This is a genomic window from Vibrio sp. 779(2023) (assembly GCF_033344285.1).
GTDB lineage: Bacteria > Pseudomonadota > Gammaproteobacteria > Enterobacterales > Vibrionaceae > Vibrio > Vibrio alginolyticus.
On sequence record NZ_JAWPOM010000009.1, the window covers coordinates 101,958 to 123,263 of the forward strand.

Genomic DNA, 21,306 nt, shown 5'->3' on the forward strand with positions numbered 1-21,306 from the left:
ATTGGCATAAGTTTTCTTGGTTTCCAATAGGTACATTTTTTCGCTTTCGTCGTTCACTCTTTTATCTAACTTTATTGAGTGCATGTCGAAAATCTTCAATCTTTTGCTAAGAGCGTTTTTTACTATGTAAAAAACAGAGGAGAATGACCATGAAAAAACGACTCAACTATATTGAAGTAGCGCCAAAAGCAATAGAAATCCTATACGCTCAGGAAGCTTACTTCCATGAACAATTTAGCCAATCAGAAACTATGAACATGATCATATGGGAACTGGTTAAGTTACGCATATCGCAAATCAATCAATGTGCATTTTGTATCGACATGCATAGTAAAGATGCGCTTAAGTTAGGTGAAAAGCCGGAACGCATATGGGGGCTTAGTGCATGGAAAGATATGCCATTCTACAGCGATGCAGAACACGTTGCGCTTGGCTGGGCTGAATTACTAACTGCTGGCCTACCAGTAGATGATGATACCTATCAGCTGACCTTGAATACCTTTGGAGAAGAAGCTATGGTCAACCTAACAATTGCGATCAACGCGATCAACAGTTGGAACCGAATAGTTAAGGCATTTAAGCCAAAGGTTGGAGTCTATAAACCTCGATAATTCTATTTGACGGTTCTTACTTGTAAGCCACTGCTTATACCTCAGCTTAATAAGATGAAAAGTACATGTGTATCACTTTCTCATTTAAGTTGAGGTTAAATAGGATGATTCATTTGAACTTAGAATTTGATATTTTAAAACCTCAAAAGGCTTTAGCTGGCTATGTTCAAGCCATTTGGTCAGCATCCGTCAAACCTGATACGACGCAAACCGTACGTAAACAATTACTCAGTGATGCTGGTACAGGTGTGGTATTCATTTTACAGAATGATGTACAAATGGATGGTGAGTGGCAAACGCCAGGGGTTGTCCTACTACCTGTGAGCATTCTGGCACATCAAGTCTGCATACCGCCAGGCACGGTGATGACTGGCGTACGCTTTCATCCTGCTGTTGGTTATCAACTATTTGGTAAACGTCTAGAACAGCTATTGCGGATTCAAGACGACCACCCTTTGGCTTCTTCTGCACTAGCAACATTTGAGTCTCTGCAAACAGCGCGTTCGCCATATGCAAGGATTTCTACGTTATATCGCTGGGTTCAAACACTGATTGAGGAATATGAACCGCAGTATGTCGGCCACATTATTGAACAACCTACAGGGACCATCAGTCAGCGCCAGAGAGAGCGCAATTTTCAGAAATGGTTGGGGATTACTCCTAAACATTACCAACGCATTAAACGAGTGAAGCACACTTTAGAGCAACTCCGAGCGCAACCCGATCTTACTTTATCGGAATTGGCGCTGGAGCAAGGTTTTTCCGATCAAGCACACATGACTAGAGAGTGTAAGCAGATTGCGCGCATGACACCGAAGCAGTATGTCCGAAAGAGAAACCTCTAAGCCTTATTAGCTTTCTACATCAAACCCAATTGATTCAGAATCGACGATATACTTGCTACAAAGTTCGATCATATATCACCTACTTTTTCGATCGCTCATTCCAGCTTGATGTGAGTTGGTTAGCTCGCTTTTGATGCTGCGTGCTGCTCTACCATAAACGCGATCACTTCTTCGTTTAAGCAAGATTTGCTGATGTATTGGCGTTGTTTACCAAGGTGAAGGATAAAGCCCAAATCAGTTTGTTCGAGTTGGTCGATATCATTGATAGCTAGGTAGAGTTGGTAATCATGCTGTTCAACACGGCCACAGTATTCAGTGCCTCGGTCAGTCAAAATTCTCAGTATTAGCATAGGTCGAGCTCCAACGTGGAAGTATTCTCTCTGGGTGCTTTTCTAAGGTTGTTAGGACTTTTCTTACTGGCTCTAGTCAACTAAAGCTTGTGCTTGCTTATCTGTCATCGGACTCTCAACATCCTTTAACACCACCCAACGAAGAGCTTTTTGCGTGCCATTGTTTTCGAGCGTCATCAACAGCTCGTGTAAATAAATGCACTACATGGAACCAGTCGAGAGTAACATTCGCTTTCGGAAGCTCATCTTTGACACCACTCCAACCTGCCCAGGCACATCGATGAGCTTTATAGTGAACTCGAGGTATTTTCGCTGTGATATAGCAATGGTGCTGAAAAAGTTGAGATGGCGCCATGTTTTATCGGTTATAAAAAACAACCATCTGCGCGGTGGCTATTGTTAACTGATCTTCATGATAAGAATTCAGAATGAGACAATGAGTATGCAAGCTTACGAAATGGACGTGGATAAGTACTTTAACGAATAGCTCGGTATTTTTTGCCAGAGGGAGTCTACTTATGTTTAACCCATGAAAGTAATAGACATGTCATTTACATTATTTTTTAAAGTATGCCTAGATATAAGCTTTGACATGACTTATTTTTGAGAATTGGGGCGGTCCTAGGCTAGCACTTGAGAGCATTAGGACATAGTATCGTCTCACGCGTGGATATGGGTTGACCTACGTACAATATTGGTAAACAAATGACTAAAATACTGGTTTCCCTTATGAGTGCCACAATATTATTGCTCTCAACAGGTTGTAACGCAGATATGTTTAATTTCTTCAAATCAAAAAAGTTTCAATACATACTTAGCTCAGAGATCACTGGTCGCTTATACTTAGACGGGAAATCGTTTACTAGCGAGGTAGTTTATCTACACACGGCTTTTTCTAAAAACCGTTATATCACCGAGACAATTACGTCAGAAAATGGTTATTTTCATTTCGAACCTACATACCACTATCAGACGTTTAAAGAACCTGCCCTTCATGAATCCTCTAGCTACATTGGTATTTACATTTTTGTAGATGGCAAAAAATACTACTTACTAGAGGCTCGCTTTTCTGACGTGAAACCCTATGAATTTATTTCAGATAATCTTCTTGATTTAAGTTGTGAGATTAATTCGGACGAATATCGTTACTTTTTTAAAAATAAATTTGTTGAGAATGGCCTCGATCTTGAAATTATTAGTAGGTGTGATTTGAAAGGATTTTCTGAAAAAATATTACTAAATAAGGACACGTAATGGCAAAGTTAACACCAAAAATGGCTTCAGAAATAGCGGATATTCCTTACAAAGCTTATGAAAATAATGGCCGTTTTATCATGCCGGGCAAAAACAGTTTTTCAAATCACTTTTCTTTTTCTGAAAATGATGTATTTGATGGTTTTACAGGCGGTGTAGCGGGTTTATCCAATGTACCGGTATTGCGTAAAGTTATCCCTGGCTTGATGAGAACTTCAGAGGCGTTTGCAGTGGTTGGCACTGGTAAAGGTTCTACATTTGAGAATGAAATTGTCATTTCAATTCGAGGAACACAAAATGCTAATGATTGGATCACAAATGCGAATATAGGGGTGAAAGGATCACCAAACGGTTCGCCCGCTCATGCTGGTTTCAACAATTGTTTTCAAAGTCTTAGCCCCAAGTTGAAGCAGTATATTATGCAGATGAACCCTAAACCAAAACGTATACATTGCGTTGGGCACAGCTTAGGTGGAGCGCTCGCATCACTTTGCGCTGATTGGGTGCGTAGTGAGATGAAGGTCAGAACCACCTTATACACCTTTGGCGCTCCTAGAGTTGGTCTGGAAGCATACGCACGCTCATCGGAAAAGCTAAACGATGGTGTTTATCGATGTACGCATGGTGCTGATCCTGTACCAAAAATACCGCTTTGGCCATTTATTCATGCTCCAATCTCAACAGGCGAGTACCGCTTGGACTCTGGCACTGGATTAAGCATATCAGCCCATTTGATGGCAAGAAACAAAAATCCGGGTTACTTAAACACTGCTTCCTCGGATTCTTGGGGAGCGTTGAAGAGGAAATCGAATGACCACTTATTTACCCCTATCCGTCTAAAGTATGAGCAACGAAATCAAGCTTCTTTTTCGGAGTATTGGGCCGATAGAATACAGGGCGCACTTATCACCTATTTGAAAGATGTGGCTCTTTTGTCAACGGTAACGATTCAAGCAGGCGTGATTGCTGGCTTGACCTTTTATGATTGGCTTTCAAGAAAGCTAGAAGCCGTTGCTAAATCATCTAAGCGCAATGAAGAGCAACTAAAAGGCTTATTAGGCCATATGCTTGTTTTTGCCGGTCACTATGGGACCATCATTGAGGATCTATCCGCCCGATTCATTAGATGGGTTTTCGAAAGAACCATTGGACGACTAGTCAGAGTATCTAAACAAGCGATATCGTTGCTAAGTTAACCTAACCATTGCAATGACATAGTAACGTGATTGCTTAGTTAGAGGTGAACTCATCACCTCATAAGTTAACTGGTGACATTGACATAACGCCGCTAAATGGGATTCTTATTAAGCACTTTTTAGATGAAACTTTCTAACCAAATCGGGGCGCGATTTATCAAAACGAATTTGAAAATAATGAATTTTTCACTATTTTCAAATTCGTGATTAGGAGCCAAAATGTAGGTTTACAGTTTCAACTGTTTTTGGATTTCTGTTGGGAAAGTAACTTAAACAATTGACATTAAATAGATTTAATGGGAAATATCTCTTACAAAACCCGAACTGCGCCCCCTTCCAAGCTGATGATGATGTAGGTTCGATTCTCGCTGTACACTCCATTCTCATAGGCTACTTTCCCTAAAACTTCGAACGCCTCCCATGGGGCTCGAATCGCAATCCCATGGATAGCCCCCTCAAATCGAATAAGTTTCTTCCGCATAGAAGTTACCTTTAGACGCATAAGTCCAACACTGGCCACATGAACTTTATTAGGGAAAATCCAACAAACTAACGAATGTCAAACCTTTGCCGAACATAGTAATCGAGCAAAAATGCTCTAGAAGTTGGCGTCATCACTGTAGGCTCACAATAAACTATCTCATTGTCACTTTTTTGGTTCAGTTTACACACTAACTCCGCAGCACACTTAAGGAGTCCATATACTGGAAAGACGCAACCAGAAACACCGAGTGTAGTGGTTCAGATTTTGAGTCTGAATCAGAGCTACCCCATAAGCATCAAACCCTAAGATCAAAAAAGCAAACCCACGGACTCGCTTTTTTTTGTTAGCTCGCTTTTGATGCCGCGTGCCGCTCTACCATAAACGTGATCGCTTCTTCATTTAAGCAAGATTTGCTGATGTATTGGCGTTGTTTACCAAGGTGAAGGATAAAGCCCAAATCAGTTTGTTCGAGTTGGTCGATATCATTCCAAGCGAGGCGGCGGTCAACTTTACCGCTTTTGTAGCGTACGCCATCTGCATTCACTTCAAACACCACTTTACTGCCGCGGCTTGAGCTGATGGTTTGACGCCACAGCCACCAAGTTCTTTTGAAGTAAACGCTGCACGCTTCAATCACACTCAATACGATAAAGAACCAACCGACGTAACCGTTAGGTAGCAGTTCAAACTCCAATAAAACCACACCAAAGATAAGAAACAGCATCCCTTTTAGGTACGCTTGTGGGAACTTCGTTGGCTGGCTAGTTTGATCATAACACTCAGCAAAAAATGGCTTGTCGAGTGTGTATTCTGTAGTGAATTCGAAATCTTTAGACATGTATGGTTACTTCAAGGCTTCTATAAATGAGTATTCTTGGTTGCACTCTCGCAACGCATGCATTGTAGCGCTTCTCGGGATTTATCTTTAGTCCTTTTGATTCTGTTTTGTAAATCAATGATACCGCCACGCAAAAAGACCTCGGTGCTCTCGCCAAGATCAAACAAGGCGAACCATTTGGCTCGCCTTGCTAATTAACAACCTGTGTGACTTGTTGAGGTTTTCTACTTTAGAGGGTCGTTGTCTGGCAACGCACTGTGTATCCATACTGCCAGTCGGTGTTTGATGCTTGCGCCGTCTAGCTTGCTTTCCGGCAATGGCGTGATCTGTTTTGCATCGACCAAGAATAGGTAAATCGCTTTTACTCTTAGAGGTTGTGGTGACTGAGGAAGGTCAAAACCTTGTAGCTTCGCCATCTTCCCACCAATCTCTAGTGCCTTCTTAACCAGTTTGTCTTCATTGTGAAGCTTGGAGCTTTTTGACATTGATAAATCCTCTTCTTCGCTTCAATTAAGAATACATGAAGTGCCACGTATGGCGTGTTAGTAAGCTCGCATATTGATAAGTTTATGCCTTATTACCGAGTAACTGATTGAAAAACGACCTTAATTCGTCATCACCAAGATTGAGCAGGTAGTCACCAACATACCATTCAACAATCGATTGATTTGGATGTGCCGTGACTTGCGGGTTACCAAACCAAATGCCCTTTTCCGTGGCAAACGTGTGTTGGAGTTCTTTCAACTCTTCACAGCTAAATGGCAGGATAAGATGCAACATGTTTGCTTGAGCCTGAGTAGGTCTTACCGCCAAAGATTGGAACTCTTCAATGATCTTGTAGATCTGCTTTGTTCGTTCAAATAGAGCTGGCATTTTTGCCAACCTTTCATCAAACTGCATTGCCGCAGACACCACATAAGGTGTTCTGTGATACAAGTTGCCACCTTGGCGCTTCATCCACATTGAAGCCAGTTCAATGAACGACTTTGAGCCAAGCAGCATAGAGCCGCCCATACCGTTGATGCCTTTGTAGAGTGAAACATAGGTCGTATCAAAACCAGCGGCGATCTCGCGGTATTCTTTCTGATAGTAAGCTGCGGTTTCCCAAAGTCTTGCGCCATCCATGTGGAGATGAATGTCATTTTCGGCGCAGTACGCTTTGATTTCTTCCAGTTCTGACCATGAAGGTAGCTGACCACCAATTTCTCTCATCGGGAGTTCATAAAGAACGGCTGCGATTTCATCCGGCCACGCAGTGAGATCCTCAAGCTTCCATGTTTGATAAGGGTTCCCTACTGGCAAAATACTAAAACGATGTTGAAGCTGGTAGCCTTGTTTTTCATACACAGGAATATGGCTAGATGCGTGCATAGCGACAATAGGATTACGCTTTTGTCTTGTGACAATTTCGAGCACTGTTGGCTGCGTCATCGTCCCTGTTACAACAAAAAGCCCTGCCTCGTAACCCAGCAGATCGGCAACCTTTTTCTCGAAGGCCTGAACCGTTTCGCCCTCGCCGTAGACATCGTGATTGACGTTGTTTTCTTCGCACCACTTTGCCATTTTCACAAAGTGTTCGGCTGGAGAATCTTCTTTATTACCAGGGAGATGGGTATGACAAAGCTGTTTTAGGTGGGCACTCATTGTTCTGTCCTTTGAATCAAAGTTTCAACAATGTAACTTGTTAAAACGGAGGCGTAAACTGCATTTTCGCGATGCATTTTCTGCTTATGCTTCCATGCTGAACCTCCGATTGGACATAGATTTAACTTAAGAGTGATTTACGCAGAACGAAGATCATGCTCACCGTAAACAAGCCATTTCGGTAAATATGCGGCTTCTGGAATCGTCCAGCCATACTTATCGTATGCTAATGCAGCAAGACCAGTCAGTTTCAGAGAAACATTTCCTTTTGGCGAATAGCGAACATCTTCATTCATGTAGAACTGGTAATGCGCCTCTAACGCATCCCTCAGTGCCTCTTGATAATGTGCCTCATCGCCATCGATAATGGCAACAAACACATTCACAAATGGAATAAACAAAGAGTGTACATATGGCACTCTGGTTGATTCTAAGTATTGCGGGGAGGATTTCTCCATCACAGTTTGCAATAACTCTGGTAACGCTGATGAATTGCTAAATACACCGTTAACGAACTCGACTAGCGCAACATCGAATGGATCTTTTAAACGCACTAACGACTCATCCATGATGGTCATCAGCTCTACGCAGCGCCAATCTCTCGCGGCCATCGCTAAACAGATTTCATCCAACCAAGCATCCATCGTTCCCCCTGCAATAGAACGGTTACCTACTTCCGAAAAATGTCGTTGCCCAACGGAGAATTCAACCACTTTGTCTGAATGATTGGCCAGCAAGTACACGTTATTCAGTAACTCAAGCGCTCTTTTTATATAAGCTGGTGAGGCCTGATGTTGTCCGTATTTTGAAGCAGTGAAGAATGCATCAAGCGAATACCAAGCGTCGCCTTTCATTCTTTTGAGAGGTTGTTGATAAAAGGACTGCTTTTCATCAAGCATTTTTTCCCAAAAGCTGTAGAAACGTTCGTCTTCTTCACGAAAAATACGCAATTTTCTTTCTTCAGGTATCTCTAAATAGTGATTTTTCATTTGTTCCATCGTTCCCTAGCCTCGCATTATAAGTTGTTCTAATTTTTTGCCGTGATGACATTCATCTTTAAAATCAAGCCGTGAATGATGCCGAAGTGGATTTATAAAATCAATTTATAATCAGTATTTTATATCGAAAGTTAATGCTTAATTGAAATGAATCGAAAAGCCGAAAAACATTTGAAATATAAGGCTACCGCACAAGCCGCGATGGGTAAGCCAGAACGTGCCTGTCCATAAACAGTGGACGACGAACACTGACTTTGTGGAGTAAAGATAGACAGATATTCACCATTGTGTTCGCCTTTCTTTTTCTGTCGCTTTCAATAATACTCTTGCGCAATATTACTCAGCTGGAAAATTTTATGCCTCAAGCAAACTCTGTGGTCGTACTCGACTTTGAAACCACAGGTCTCTCTCCTACTTTAGGTGATCGCGCAATAGAAATTGGTGCAGTAAAGTTAGTCAATGGCGAGGTTGTCGATAGTTTTCAGCAACTCATGAATCCCGGTTTCAGAGTGAGTTCTTTCATTGAGAACTACACCGGCATTACCAACAATATGTTGCGATCGGCACCAAGCTGCGAAGAGGTAATGGCGTCATTTAGTGAGTTCATTGCTGGCGAGAACCTTGTCGCTCACAACGCGTCCTTCGATAAACGATTTTTAGATGCAGAGCTTGAACGAATCAACTGTGGTTATTCGGGTGAGTTTGCTTGCTCCTTACTGGTAGCAAGACGGCTCATTCAAGAAGCCCCATCACATAAGCTAGGTGAACTTGTTCGCTATAAAAATATCGACAACGACGGTGTTTTCCACCGTGCACTAGCCGATGCGCAAATGACAGCCAAGCTTTGGCTCTTAATGGTCGAAGGGATAGAAAACTCAGGCGTCGAAAAACCAAGTTTTCAGTTGATGCAAACGGTCAGTAAAACAGCCAAAGGAAAAGTCGACCTGCTACTCGCCAAAAGCCGTGCGTAACACCCTCCGAACTAAAAGCTGATTCTAGTCTCTTCGACGTTTAAGTGATTTTCGATATACATGCGATATTGGTTATATCTGTCACTATCGCAGTGCTTCTTTTTCAAAACAAAGATCGCCTGGGTCACTCTATCCTCCAAAACTTCTAAAAAAATCGTGAATTATGTCTCACCGATTTAGATACTCGCTATAGTCATTCGAGACAATACGCAACAATTCGAGGTGTATTCACTGACTACTGATTTGTAAGCGATGATCAACAATGTTTTTCTGTTCTTAGAACAGTTTGCAGCTTTACTCATACTCGTACTGATTTCTGTTTTTGCTGTTGGCTTTTTATTTTTTGGTAAGGAAGCTCAAGAGTTTACACCAAGCATAAAAGGACGTATTACGAAGAACGATACTCCCATAAAGAATGCAAATGTAGTACTTAACATTCGGTCAGCAAATCATTCTTTCGAACGTAGCTTCACCACGAATACAAATGGGGAATTCAAGTTTGATCCTGTTTTCAGAAAAAGGAACAAAGTTCTAAGTATTTTCGATGGCCTATTTCAAACAATATGCAGTGTAGAAGTGACCACAACCGTTGCCAATCAAAAGGTTGTTATTTGGAAAGGAATTTTCAGGCATCATGTCATCGGTATGAAGGAAAGAGTAAATATGTCTAATTTAAACTGCGAAGCCACCAACCCCATCAGAAAGTTTGAATTTCAATCCTATGGGGATTCCGTAAGTAGTCAATGTGACTTAAGTGATTACTTAAAAGTAAACAGATAGAGTAATGTTTACTCTATCAAACTCCTCAACTTCCTAATCCGAACGCGGTAGATCGCTGGTCTCACCAACCAAACTGGCTTACTATGCCAGGTACCTAAAACGCTTTGTGAGTCACTCATGAGCAGAAAAAATAACAAAAACCTCAGCATTCTTCTTAAACTCAGCACCTTTATTGCACCTTATAAATGGCGGGTTGCGGCAGCCTTGGTTGCCCTTGTCGCGACAGCAAGTTTGACGTTATCCGTTGGCTATGGAGTGCGCATTCTTATCGACCAAGGCTTTGCTCAGCAATCATTGCAAGAGCTCACCAATGCGATTCAGTTTATTGTCGGTGTCACATTGTGTATTGCCATTGGGACTTTCTTTCGCTTTTACCTTGTCTCTGCCGTAGGTGAGCGCGTTAGTGCGGATATTCGCCTTGCAGTGTTTAACCATGTGATTACGCTGCATCCGAGCTATTTTGAGACTAACAGTAGTGGCGACATAATGTCGCGCCTGACTACCGATACCACATTGCTGCAAAGCATTATTGGTTCATCGTTCTCGATGGCGATGCGTAGCGCTTTGATGTGTTTTGGTGCCATCATTATGTTATTCGCTACCAACGTTAAGCTCACGCTGATTGTGCTTGCTTCTGTGCCTTTGGTTTTGGTACCAATTTTGTTTTATGGACGACGCGTGCGTGCGCTCTCTCGCAAAAGTCAGGATTCAATGGCCGATGTCGGCAGCTACGCTGGAGAAGCGATAGAACATATTAAAACCGTGCAAAGTTTTAGCTCAGAGTCGCATGAACGAGCGGCTTTCGCTGTCGAGGTGGAAAAAGCTTATGAAATAGGTAGACAGAGAGTAAAGCAGCGAGCGATCCTGATATCAGGCGTTATTGTGATTGTGTTCAGCGCGATTGCAGGCATGCTTTGGGTAGGCGGCAGCGATGTGATTCACGGAAAAATGTCTGCGGGTGACCTAGCCGCATTTGTGTTTTATGCCATTATGGTTGCCTCATCGACTGCAACCATTTCCGAAGTCATGGGTGAATTGCAAAGAGCCGCAGGTGCTACCGAACGGCTGATTGAGATCCTTCAAGTAGCCAGTGATATTAAAGCGCCAAGCAACCATTTGCCTGTCCGTGCCGACATGCCTGCTGAGGTTAACTTTAATTCGGTGAGTTTCAACTACCCTTCTCGCCCAAATCAACCAGCTATCAAAGAGTTAAATCTAACTGCTGAACAAGGAAAAGTGTTGGCGTTGGTCGGCCCTTCTGGTGCAGGTAAAACAACGCTATTCGAACTGCTGCAACGCTTTTATGACCCACAACAGGGGCAAGTGTTGTTTGGTGGCGAAGACATTCGACAGTTCGATCCAAACGAGCTTCGACGCCAAATGGCACTCGTACCTCAACAACCAGCGCTGTTTAGCCATGATGTGTTTCACAATATTCGTTACGGCAATCCAGAAGCCACGGATGAACAAGTTATCGAAGCCGCGAAAAAAGCCCATGCCCATGAGTTTATTGAGAAGCTTCCCGAGGGCTATCACAGCTTTTTAGGGGAGCGCGGCGTTAGGCTATCGGGCGGACAAAAGCAGCGTATTGCGATTGCTCGCGCGATTCTAAAAGATCCAAAAATCTTACTGCTAGACGAAGCTACCAGCGCCCTTGATAGTGAAAGTGAACATCACGTTCAACAAGCACTTGAAGCTCTAATGAAAGGACGCACAACGCTGATTATTGCTCATCGTCTTTCGACTATCCAACATGCGGATAAAATTGCGGTGCTCGACAATGGCGAGTTAGTCGATGTCGGTAACCACCAATCATTAATGCAAAGCTGTGAGTTGTATCAGCGACTTGTGGCATTGCAATTTAAGCACTTGGAGTAACGCCTAGTTAAGCGTTCAAAAGTAAGCAAAGGCGGACCAAATAATTTAATAACAGGAGTTTAACGATGTTTTTGTGTCAGTCCAGCGAGCCTTGGCGAGACTAAGAATCTAGCTCTGAGTGGTTAATGAGATAATTTAGACCATGAAGAGCTAGGATAGAAGATCCCACATCATGTCCCATCGTCGCTGTACAAGGTGACGAAATACAAAAGATGCCACTCGCAGTTAAACGAGCGGCATTAAACCAAGCAGCTCGCCTTTTAACAAAGGAATTCCAGTAAGAACCCAGTAACCAGCGTATTCTCCCTTCAACTAGAAATACTCGTTCACAACTACCATATAAAACCCAATCAACTTCATTTGTAACAATTCAGGTTTCAAAAATAGGAAATCATTACTGAAAAAGTTTACCGCGTTTTGTGTTGCTATCTATGGTTACAATGTTTGAGACATCAATGCCTTCAAACCAAGCAACACAAAAGCGGCACCGATATGAACAGCGAAGCGAAACAACTATTTTCTTATCTATGTCAGCGATACGATGCGCTTTCTCAAGAGCTTGAGTCTCGCCCTTTTCCTGAATTTTCTGAGACTATTACTCATCCTCTTGGGCACTGTTTAGTCCGTTGCCCAGCAGGTAGCCAACGCTTTTCTATTGTAGCAGTCAACTTTGCACCCTCCGTTCGCGGGCAAGGCGTGCTTACTGCATTTATCGACTATATCAAAAGCAATCCTTACCACTACCAAGGTGTTGAGGTTGCAATCATTGAAAACAAGAACTTAGCTAAACGGCTTTTGTCTCTTGGCTGGAAGTACAAGTCCCTGTTTGGCAAGATTTTCTTCGCTAGCAAGCCGACCCTAGTAAAGGACTTTCAGTCTACGTAATGGTTACTACGACACCGCATCGGTATCCAAAGTAAAGCCATCACTCAAAATCCGTAAGCATGTTGAAGAAAACTTGGCGATCTTCTGCAGTACTTCCTCGATGAGCAGTGTATTCAACGTGCGCGTCTGCGCTGGCTTTTGGGGATAGATTGATGCCCCATAACGCATTAATTTGGTTTGGTACGATGGAATAACGCATATCAACAATTCGCATTTCATTATTCGGATCCGTCGCTACAAAACCGTTTGAAAACCAACGGAAACGTTCGATGTCTCTTGCTTGTTGCGATTGCGGGTTTAGCCACGGAAATTGCTCTTTTATATTTAACTTTGGAGTTGATTCGCCAGGGTAAATTTTTATTGAACGCCCCACCCTTACGGCATCTACATAGTAGCTCTCTTCCGTTTCATAAATTAGTTTCCAAACCAAAAGATTGCTGAAACTTGGTTTGGCTTTTAATTGTATAGCGTTGTGTTGTCGCTCTTTGACGATTTCCCAACCAGCTACTTCTGCTCTATCTCGCTGGATCATTCCAAGACTTAGGTAAGCCAGGCACCATAAAAATGCAATGCGGGCATAGTTTGGGCTTCGCTTCAGTGCAACAAACAAAAGCAATATTAAAATAGGGAGTGTGAACGCGGGGTCGATTACCGAAATAGTGTTCCAAGCATAACGCGTGTTGCTTATCGGCCATAGAAGCTGTGTTCCATAACTGGTGCATGCGTCTAATAACGCATGGGTACTATAACCAAGCGCGCAGTAAAACCAACTCTGCCGGAAGCTTAGTCCTCGCTTTTTTGCGAACAATGGATACAACACCAAAGCACAAATGAAACTACCAAACGGGATAAACAAGAGCGAGTGAGTAAATTGGCGATGGTATTCCAAATACAGCAAAGGATCAGTTGAAGAACGGATGAGCACATCTAAATCCGGAGCCATCCCAGAGACCACGCCCAACACGCCAACAACTGCAAGGTTTCGCTTGTTGCTCACGGCCAGTGGCAAAGCTGCACCCAATAAACCTTGCGTTAACGGATCCATCGTTCACTTCCTTTAGATAGATGAAGCTCAGCTGGAAAGCGTGAACGCTCAATAGTCGGTTCCAATTTAAAAACCAGAAGGTTCTTCGACATAAATTATCCGCATTTAAGTGGAAAACAATACACGACTTAGTCATGCATTTGCTTGTTTAGCAACAAACACCTTGATTTAGTGTAAGAAGGAATCACGCCGTTCGCTAGTGAACGAACAAATCTGAGTCTAGGCTTGTTTGGTATTTCAAACCCGAAGGTTTATCTGACGCGAAAAAACAAGGCGAACCAAATGGCTCGCCTTGTTTCTAATTTACTGAACGATAAACGACAGGTGTTTAGTCTTGAGGATTCTCTTTCGCGTTGATTTCAGCGTAAGTGTGCAGCAGCTCCGTCAATGTTTTTACCCACGCAAAAACATCCGAAGGTGCATTTTCGATTAGTTTTTCCACTAGAGCACAGTGTGTTTCTAGCGTGATGGCCTCTTCCAAACGGAATGAGATCGCGTAGAAATGCCAAAGCACCAATCGCGTCATTCGCTCGCTATTTTGCTTTGCGTTGTCTGAGTCATCAAACGCTTGTTGAATTTCACTCAGTGCGATTGCTGTCATGCGTAGCATTGCATCAAGACGTGCAGACAACATGCGGTCTTCACTATCCACTTCTTCTTGATCAAAAGTGAACAGCTCATTCATCACGTCTTCTGGCACCATTTTACTGATCATACGAGCACTAAACTCTTCCAGCTCATGGCGAGGCATAGTTACAAGACAATCGAAGGTGTAATCACGAAGCATAAAATCACTCTAGGTTAGAAATCAATTTCAGCCTCGCATTCTAAATATTGAAATTTCAATTGCCAGTGTTAATTTCTATCCATCTACGAAAAACTACAAAACACCGTTGATTGCAATACCAACACCAATCCGCTGCTGATTATGATCATAGTCGATCAAGCTCTTACCATAACCCGCTGAGTATTGTGCGTACCCCTGAACTTTGCCCCAAATCGGAAATGACACACCCAGTTCTGCAAAACCCTTATGTGTTTGAAAGTTCTGGCGACCTAAAAAGGTAAACTCGTAACCATTCCACTTGTAAGCACTCGATAGCTCAAAGTGTCCCATATAGTCTTCGATATCCGGGTTATCATCACCTTTGGGATCATTAGGCGATGTCTTTTCATCTTCAGGTATACGCCACCAAGGCTGGATAGAAACCGCAAAATTGTCTTTTGCAAAGGTTACGTTGGCATAGACACGGTTCCAACTGCGCGATAGCTCCTGTCTCTGACCGTTAGACTCATGTTCAATACCAAAACCTAACCAAGTCGAACCATCAAGTGGTATCCAGTCAGTTGGGGTGTAGTAAAAAAGCTCTGGACGATAATTGGTTTCACGGAATGGACGAGATGCTGCACCCGTGTATACCTGCCAAAATGATTTAAGAGTCATTCCAAAAAACAGACCATCGCCATCAAACAACAAGTCATCATAGTTCATTGGTACTTTAAAACTGATTTGGAACTCCGCCTCTTCCTTACGCAGTTCATCGCCGTATTTGGTGTCGGCATACGCGCGTTTATTTACTCGATCACTGTACGTAAACGGAAGAATATAGTTAACGCGATGCGCGACTAGGCTAAACGGTTCGAACGCGTTTTCTCGTTCTGATTCCAAACGCTTGTCGACCAAGCTTTCCTGAAGTTCTTCAGGCTCTTCAATTTCTGGATCTGCGGGCACTGTGCTGGTTACTGTGTCAAGCTCACACTGCACGCGAATGCTCTTTATGGTTTCCTCACCTTTGCTTTGCTTTATTTTGTCTAGCAAACATAAATCATAAGCACTGGCTGTTTCTCCCATCGCAACTGGCGCTGCCAATAAACTCAGTATTGATATCCCTGCCACTTTTGAAGCCATCTGAAACCCTTAATATTCTTTATGTCAAACCAGATAATTTTAGTTTTTCTTGGTAAACCGCTTGCCATTCTGACGTTAAGGCAATGTTAAATGTCCGCCGACTTTACGTCTTGGATAAATGCAACAGACTTTAGACATATCGGTCAACTATGATCAAAGCGCAAAAAACAACCAAGAGTTGAGCATCATAGATAAAAACCACTCGTTTGCATGATGCTCATGTTCTCTATGCAAAATACTGGCTCGTAACTTTGATTGCAAACCCGGCTATGAATAAACCCAAACCATAACCCAAATGCGCCAATGTGCTAAGAAAACGGGCTTTCCAAGGTGTTGGGGTTTTACTCGCAGCAAAACCAAATCCTAGACAAGGTTGAATGACCAAAAATGGGAAGATCAACGTTACCACGCCTGTAATTAAGCTGGGCATTAGACTGGGCTCTACCAACCAATGATGACCAAAAACAGTAACGTGAGCCAAAGCGAAAGTAACGCCGATGGCATAATGCAAAAACCAGCCAAGTGACTTTTCTCCCGGCATCGCCTCTGACGCCATAATTGGCGCATGCATAAACTTTCCTTGGGGCATGTACAAAACCCAGCGCGCAACCAACGCATAGTTTAATGAAGGAATACCAAACACTCTCCTTTGTAACCATGCCCATAAATCCATTATCAAAGTGGCACCAATCCCTATTAGCACAGCTTGCAATCCCATTAAAAGCAGCATTTTTCTCTCCTCAAGTTTTTGATTTGTTAAGGTCTTAGTTGCATGCTACAACTTAAAGCCAACTTGAAGTCAATGGGGAATAATATGGATATTGCAGAAGTGGTTAGAAAATCAGGATTGCCGACTTCAACGCTCAGGTATTACGAACAGCTGGGGTTAATTCGCTCGATAGGAAGGAATGGATTGAGACGCCAATATTCATCAGAGGTACTCAATACACTCAATTTAATTAGTTTGGGGCGTATCGCTGGAATATCGCTTAACGAAATGGCAGAAATGTTGAATCAATCAGAAGTTTCAAAGCCATATATCGATCGTGACTTACTAACGAAAAAGGCACTTGAGATTGATGAGCAAATAAAACGTTTGAAAGCGGTGCGAGACAGCCTAAACCATGTTGCCACCTGCCCTCATGAGTCACATATGGACTGTTCTTCATTTCAGAAGCTTATGAAGGTCGTAAAGCGTTATGTCCCCCAAAAACAGAGATAAACCGCTCTCACTACCTTCCTATTCTTGATTTAAAAGGAAGTAACTCGCGGTTGTGAGTTACTTCCTTTCATATTACTTAGCTTTCGCTTTTACGTACTTCTTCACTTTTTTCATCGCCATTTTTTGCTTTAACGGTGAAAGGTAATCAATGAACAAGTTACCAGATAGGTGATCAATTTCGTGCTGCATCACAATCGCCAAGAACTCATCGCTCTCGATTGTAATCGGGTTGCCATCACGGTCTAGTGCAGAAACAACAACTGACGTGTAACGCTCTACATCTGCGTAGTACTCAGGAACAGAGAGGCATCCCTCTTGACCAAGTGCTTTGTTTTCTCCGCTCACCACTTCTGGGTTAACCAAGATTAAAGGATCATTGCGTTCGTCAGAGATATCGATGACAACAACCGCCTCTTTTCTGCCTACTTGGGTTGAAGCTAAACCGATACCATTGCCCGTTGCGTAAAGTGTTTCTAGCATATCGTCTATCAGCGTTTGTACTGTCGATACATCAGTGACTTTTTCTGCTTTTACTTTAAGCCTTGGGTCTGGAATGGAGAGAATTTCGAGGACTGCCATACTTACCTTTCATATCTATAAATCGTAATTCGTGGCGAATTATACACACGTTTCTCGATACATAAACCTGCTAAGCTATCTTGCGTACAAGGCATAAACCATTAACTCAAACGACAACACAATAAATGGGTTTGCCTTTTAGACAAAAAATCCTACAAACAGGAAACTAAAACGCCAGCACATTATGGCTGGCGTCTTGTCATGATCCTAATTGAATCGTTTGTTGTATTTTATCTACTGACTTTCCTTGGCTTTGAGTAATACTCTAATCGCCATTTTCTCACCACTTTTTAAAATTAAGTAGGCGATGCCAATCGTTATTAGCATTATGATAGCAATAAAAATACTTACCCCACCGAGCTCAGATAATAAATAAAACGGAGAAATATCTAACGACATTAAGATAAGAGAGAACACTACCAAACTTGCTAAAGTCCACAGTAAAACAGCATACCATCTTGTTTTTGATGGCATTACATCTCCAGTCTTGTAGCCGAAGTAATAACCAACACTCATGGCTGGGATTAACGTGCTAAGAAAGCCTGTACCACTCATTTCTATCCCAACAATATATTCAATGGCCAACAGCAATGCAGCCCAACAAACGGACGCCAGACACAACAGAGACGTAACAAGAAGTACCGATGGTGGCTGGTTTATTTCTGATTCTGAATAGTTATTTTTTAATTCCACTTTCATTTCTTTCCATTTATTTGAATAAAATAAGCGTTTTAGATCATGCTTCCGCTTGGACAACCTAGAGAAACAACACCACAAGAAATACAACTTGTAGCTTTTTAAATAGTTTTATTTTCATTTAACCTAGATTCCAACTAACTGTTATTTTTTAAAACTAAACCCTCTCTCTCAAATTGTATATTCAATAAGTTTACTCATATGGGCCTAGTGCAACCATGTTAATACGTTCTATGTATCAGAAACAATTCATTTATTTCCAATGACACTAGTGAGATTATGCGACGTGATTGGAATCTCACTTAAGTTTTCATGGACCTATCGCGCTGAAAATTGAATCCTCTACCTGTCATAGAATAAAAAGCCGTCAAAACCAGTTGGTTCTGACGGCTTTTTATTTTCTATTACACACTCGATTATTGTTGCAGATTCGCTGTGGCTTCTACTGCTTTGTAGAAGTCCAGCACTCTCTGTTTGAGGTTAGATTAAAACCCTATAAAACATTAAGCCGCAATATTAATTGAGTTGTTCTATATAGCGATTCAGCTCTACCGCATATGTTTTTTGATCAATCGCAGTGTCACCTATTTCTTCATCTAGAAATCCAAGTAGCATTTGTGCACCACCTTCACCATTATTTAACGCTTGCGTCAAGTAATAGGCTGAAAGCACCTTATTTTCAGGTAAACCACAGCCATCATCATACAAACATGATCCTAAATAAAATTGTGCACTAGCCAACCCATCATCAGCAGCCTCTGAGATTAAAGAAAAGCCCCGCTTAACATCCATGACTTTTGGCTCTTTCAGAAGGATTACCCCTAAAAGCTCTTTACTATGAACATCATCCACTTCGATAGCTTTGATCAATAAAGACTTTGCTCCTTGCACATCACCTTGTTCATAAAATTTATTTGCTTCGCTGTACAACTGCTCTGGAGCTTCTCGGTTCTTAGTTAGGAGGCTTTCTGTCGTTTTAGTTGCCTCAAACTTTGACGTAGTATCGTTACATGCCGTAACAAGGAGCACTACGAATAAAACGTTAACAATTCTCATGTTATTCCCATGTACATTTGATAAACAAGACTGCTGTCGAGTATGAATCGTCATACTGACCGCTTACAATTTGAAACTTTGTATTGATCGGAGCTTTAGCACTAGCTTCACACATATTGGCAATTTGACCACGAACATAAGCACTCGAATCAAAGTTATACTTGTCTTCTTGAGAAATTATACTTGCTAATGAAACTCTAGATAGTTGAGGAGCTTTCCCATATTCCCTTTCGACTTTCAAATACTTCACATTAACAATCAAAATGCAGCCAGATGATTCTAGATTTGCATTGTGTACTCGATTAGCTAGTACTCTAACGTTTTGTCGGATAATATCAAAGAGAAGCATAGCTCTGCCTTTCTGGTGAGAAGCGCGCTTTGACTTGCTCAAAGTTTTGCTGGTATTGCGCTTGTTTAAGTGTGTGTTTCATTCCTTTGAAGCCAAACTCTGTCCAATTGGAATTCTCCAACAACTGACCAGTGAGATACGTCATCCAATACGCTTTGATGGTGTGTCCAAAATCATTGTGTTTCGCATCTGGCATCATTACCGCTTTGTGGTGTATCGCGCCATAAAAACGCCGCTCTTTGTTGGAGTGGTAGTTATCCAGCATCACTTGCGTCAGCCACTCCAGATCTTGTTTCCACTTGGCTTGCGCTGGTTCTGGTAAAAGTGGCGCCGTTAACAACAGATAGCCATTGATCTGGTCAAGTTGAGCGACTAGCTCTTGCTGCTTCGCACTTTCCCCATCACCGTCTTTCAAAACCCACGCCAGACCGCGATCATCGCTTCGTCGGTATTGTTTAAATATAAACGCTTGCTGGTCGATAAGCGCTTGTTCGACCTTTGGATCTTGAGTCAAGTAGTAGTACATCGCCAAACCCACTAAGGCGTATGCTTGGTCTTGAGAAGTTCGTTGTTGCCACTCCATCCCCGGTTTCCCACTACGCGTAAAGCTCACAAAGCCGCCGTTTTTCTCATCTTGTAGATGATCAATCAGGTAATAAGCCCCTTTCTTTGCCAGCTCTAATGCTTGCTTGTCACCCGTAAGATGAAAAAGCACGCCATAAGCGTAAGTTTGGCGCGATTTCATGCGGGTGTATTCGCGATCGAAGTGCGGGCTAATCCACCCTTTGTTTAATTCTCCACACGGCTTTTGTGGATCGAGAATGACACCGTTATCACAACGAAAAGTCGGAAAATTCCCCGCAGGTTGTCCATGCGCGCTTTCCATCATCCAATATGGGGCTAGGCCATTCGTCACATGGTCTAACCAATCATCCCCCGAAGGCAGGCCTACATCAGCAAAGCTGCTCATGCTCGTCGTTGCGAGCAATAAGGTAAGATATTTAAAAGACATAACACTCAATTAAGTTATTGAATTTTATCCAGTATAAATAACTCCCTTTACGCATATTGTTGTCGTGCTCACAATAGCCTTACTCATTTGTTTGCATCAATCATCTTTCAGCCTTGTTCGATGACTGAGCCGAGAATAAACGCTACTCTGTCTTCGACTGACATTTTGGGCACTTCGATCAATTGATAACCAAATTTGTGATAAGCGTTGGCCATCTGTTGATACGTAGCCACCGCTTCAGAAAAATCTTGCTTTCGCTCTTCGTCGTTGCTGAATATCGATACCCAAGGTGGAAAAATGAACACTTGAGAATGATAACGAAGCGTCTGGCAATGCGTGATGAGCTCATGCGAGATTGGCAGTTGTTCCAACTTGCTGTAGCCATATACGTCCACAATACTGCGATCAAAAAACACGTCCCCTTGGTGGGCATTGAAAGCTCGGTAATTGCTCACTTCTGCCTTCATCATTTCGTCTCGAAAAGCTTGTTTGTCATTCCAAGGTAATGCTGAACCGTGATTGGCAACCTGCGTTTGTATTATTTGACGGCCGGTTTCTGGCGCGCAGATAAAGCCTTGTGTTTTTAGTTGTTCGATAACCGAGGTTTTTCCTGCACCGGGACCACCAGTGAATACAATGAGTTTGTTCAAAATCTTTTCCTTATTTTTTTGTTTGAGTGAAGTAATGCGTGTACAGCCAAGAAA

General features: G+C 42.4%; 22 protein-coding genes and 3 pseudogenes. 9 read left to right on the forward strand and 16 right to left on the reverse strand.

All coding sequences use genetic code 11. From position 1 onward, the window contains the following. The first annotated feature begins 149 nt into the window (after nt 1–149). Nucleotides 150–611, forward strand: a complete 462-nt coding sequence (locus R8O70_RS13300; RefSeq protein WP_005376442.1) for a carboxymuconolactone decarboxylase family protein — start codon at nt 150–152, stop codon at nt 609–611. Between the two features lie 104 nt (nt 612–715). Continuing rightward, nucleotides 716–1,456, forward strand: coding sequence for a helix-turn-helix domain-containing protein (locus R8O70_RS13305; protein WP_196334440.1), 741 nt, complete (start codon nt 716–718; stop codon nt 1,454–1,456). Nucleotides 1,457–1,575: 119 nt separating this feature from the next. Here the strand turns inward: R8O70_RS13305 and R8O70_RS13310 are convergent. Together R8O70_RS13310 and R8O70_RS26495 are read right to left on the reverse strand one after the other, a co-directional pair. Continuing rightward, nucleotides 1,576–1,728: pseudogene (locus R8O70_RS13310) on the reverse strand (YcxB family protein); the annotation flags it as partial. A gap of 277 nt (nt 1,729–2,005) precedes the next feature. After that, nucleotides 2,006–2,161 (reverse strand): annotated as a pseudogene (locus R8O70_RS26495) (hypothetical protein); the annotation flags it as partial. 350 nt (nt 2,162–2,511) lie between these two features. On the opposite strand from R8O70_RS26495, the gene R8O70_RS13315 reads away from it, so the two are divergent. Then, complete coding sequence (locus R8O70_RS13315; protein WP_226082956.1) at nt 2,512–3,060, forward strand: DUF6795 domain-containing protein; 549 nt, start codon at nt 2,512–2,514, stop codon at nt 3,058–3,060. Further along, nucleotides 3,060–4,256 (forward strand): lipase family protein, encoded by a 1,197-nt coding sequence (locus R8O70_RS13320; protein WP_104980635.1) that lies wholly within the window; start codon nt 3,060–3,062, stop codon nt 4,254–4,256. The genes R8O70_RS13315 and R8O70_RS13320 overlap by 1 nt, the downstream gene beginning before the upstream one ends. 310 nt (nt 4,257–4,566) lie before the next feature. On the opposite strand, the gene R8O70_RS13325 is transcribed toward R8O70_RS13320, so the two are convergent. From R8O70_RS13325 to R8O70_RS13345, 5 genes are all read right to left on the reverse strand, one after another. Beyond that, nucleotides 4,567–4,737, reverse strand: a complete 171-nt coding sequence (locus R8O70_RS13325; protein ID WP_170960426.1) for a hypothetical protein — start codon at nt 4,735–4,737, stop codon at nt 4,567–4,569. A gap of 346 nt (nt 4,738–5,083) precedes the next feature. Next, complete coding sequence (locus R8O70_RS13330; RefSeq protein ID WP_206954144.1) at nt 5,084–5,578, reverse strand: YcxB family protein; 495 nt, start codon at nt 5,576–5,578, stop codon at nt 5,084–5,086. Between the two features lie 224 nt (nt 5,579–5,802). Then, nucleotides 5,803–6,063 carry a DUF5062 family protein gene (locus tag R8O70_RS13335; protein ID WP_005376453.1) on the reverse strand — a complete coding sequence of 87 codons (261 nt, stop codon included), beginning with the start codon at nt 6,061–6,063 and terminating at the stop codon, nt 5,803–5,805. An 82-nt stretch (nt 6,064–6,145) separates the two neighbouring features. Further along, nucleotides 6,146–7,222, reverse strand: a complete 1,077-nt coding sequence (locus R8O70_RS13340) for a threonine aldolase family protein (protein WP_206954146.1) — start codon at nt 7,220–7,222, stop codon at nt 6,146–6,148. A 137-nt stretch (nt 7,223–7,359) separates the two neighbouring features. Continuing rightward, the gene (locus R8O70_RS13345) at nt 7,360–8,220 is read right to left on the reverse strand and encodes an immunity 49 family protein (RefSeq protein ID WP_104976121.1); all 861 of its coding nucleotides are present in this window, start codon (nt 8,218–8,220) and stop codon (nt 7,360–7,362) included. A 356-nt stretch (nt 8,221–8,576) separates the two neighbouring features. Between R8O70_RS13345 and R8O70_RS13350 the strand changes: the two genes are divergently transcribed. The 4 genes from R8O70_RS13350 to R8O70_RS13365 all read left to right on the forward strand — a co-directional run bounded on the left by R8O70_RS13350 (nt 8,577) and on the right by R8O70_RS13365 (nt 12,734). After that, nucleotides 8,577–9,191, forward strand: coding sequence for a PolC-type DNA polymerase III (locus R8O70_RS13350; RefSeq protein WP_169644072.1), 615 nt, complete (start codon nt 8,577–8,579; stop codon nt 9,189–9,191). A gap of 252 nt (nt 9,192–9,443) precedes the next feature. Next, nucleotides 9,444–9,971 carry a carboxypeptidase-like regulatory domain-containing protein gene (locus R8O70_RS13355; protein ID WP_258625071.1) on the forward strand — a complete coding sequence of 176 codons (528 nt, stop codon included), beginning with the start codon at nt 9,444–9,446 and terminating at the stop codon, nt 9,969–9,971. 117 nt (nt 9,972–10,088) lie between these two features. After that, a complete protein-coding gene (locus R8O70_RS13360; RefSeq protein ID WP_115386621.1) occupies nt 10,089–11,849 on the forward strand; it encodes an ABC transporter ATP-binding protein/permease in 1,761 nt (586 codons plus the stop codon). A 492-nt stretch (nt 11,850–12,341) separates the two neighbouring features. After that, nucleotides 12,342–12,734: a hypothetical protein gene (locus R8O70_RS13365; protein ID WP_064354741.1), complete on the forward strand. Its 393-nt coding sequence runs from the start codon at nt 12,342–12,344 to the stop codon at nt 12,732–12,734. 40 nt (nt 12,735–12,774) lie between these two features. Here the strand turns inward: R8O70_RS13365 and R8O70_RS13370 are convergent, their stop codons facing one another. The 4 genes from R8O70_RS13370 to R8O70_RS13385 form a co-directional block, all read right to left on the reverse strand. Continuing rightward, nucleotides 12,775–13,779: a metal-dependent hydrolase gene (locus tag R8O70_RS13370; RefSeq protein WP_154204330.1), complete on the reverse strand. Its 1,005-nt coding sequence runs from the start codon at nt 13,777–13,779 to the stop codon at nt 12,775–12,777. Between the two features lie 328 nt (nt 13,780–14,107). Further along, a complete protein-coding gene (locus R8O70_RS13375) occupies nt 14,108–14,566 on the reverse strand; it encodes a hypothetical protein (protein ID WP_005388759.1) in 459 nt (152 codons plus the stop codon). Between the two features lie 93 nt (nt 14,567–14,659). Beyond that, on the reverse strand, nt 14,660–15,688 hold the full coding sequence (locus R8O70_RS13380) for a phospholipase A (RefSeq protein ID WP_064354739.1): 1,029 nt from the start codon (nt 15,686–15,688) through the stop codon (nt 14,660–14,662). A gap of 226 nt (nt 15,689–15,914) precedes the next feature. Continuing rightward, on the reverse strand, nt 15,915–16,418 hold the full coding sequence (locus R8O70_RS13385) for a DUF2938 domain-containing protein (protein WP_025767821.1): 504 nt from the start codon (nt 16,416–16,418) through the stop codon (nt 15,915–15,917). Nucleotides 16,419–16,502: 84 nt separating this feature from the next. Between R8O70_RS13385 and R8O70_RS13390 the strand changes: the two genes are divergently transcribed. Next, entirely contained in the window at nt 16,503–16,910 is a 408-nt protein-coding gene (locus tag R8O70_RS13390) for a helix-turn-helix domain-containing protein (RefSeq protein WP_169644070.1), read from the forward strand. A 72-nt stretch (nt 16,911–16,982) separates the two neighbouring features. Here the strand turns inward: R8O70_RS13390 and def are convergent, their stop codons facing one another. The 5 genes and pseudogenes from def to R8O70_RS13415 form a co-directional block, all read right to left on the reverse strand. Beyond that, nucleotides 16,983–17,489: a peptide deformylase gene (def, locus tag R8O70_RS13395; RefSeq protein WP_017635324.1), complete on the reverse strand. Its 507-nt coding sequence runs from the start codon at nt 17,487–17,489 to the stop codon at nt 16,983–16,985. A gap of 234 nt (nt 17,490–17,723) precedes the next feature. Continuing rightward, complete coding sequence (locus R8O70_RS13400; RefSeq protein WP_017635325.1) at nt 17,724–18,188, reverse strand: ABZJ_00895 family protein; 465 nt, start codon at nt 18,186–18,188, stop codon at nt 17,724–17,726. 513 nt (nt 18,189–18,701) lie between these two features. Further along, nucleotides 18,702–19,241: a tetratricopeptide repeat protein gene (locus tag R8O70_RS13405; RefSeq protein ID WP_064354738.1), complete on the reverse strand. Its 540-nt coding sequence runs from the start codon at nt 19,239–19,241 to the stop codon at nt 18,702–18,704. Between the two features lie 350 nt (nt 19,242–19,591). Then, nucleotides 19,592–20,602, reverse strand: a pseudogene (locus R8O70_RS13410) (AGE family epimerase/isomerase); the annotation flags it as partial. A gap of 107 nt (nt 20,603–20,709) precedes the next feature. Further along, nucleotides 20,710–21,252, reverse strand: a complete 543-nt coding sequence (locus tag R8O70_RS13415; protein ID WP_258645146.1) for an AAA family ATPase — start codon at nt 21,250–21,252, stop codon at nt 20,710–20,712. Between the last annotated feature and the right edge of the window lie 54 nt (nt 21,253–21,306).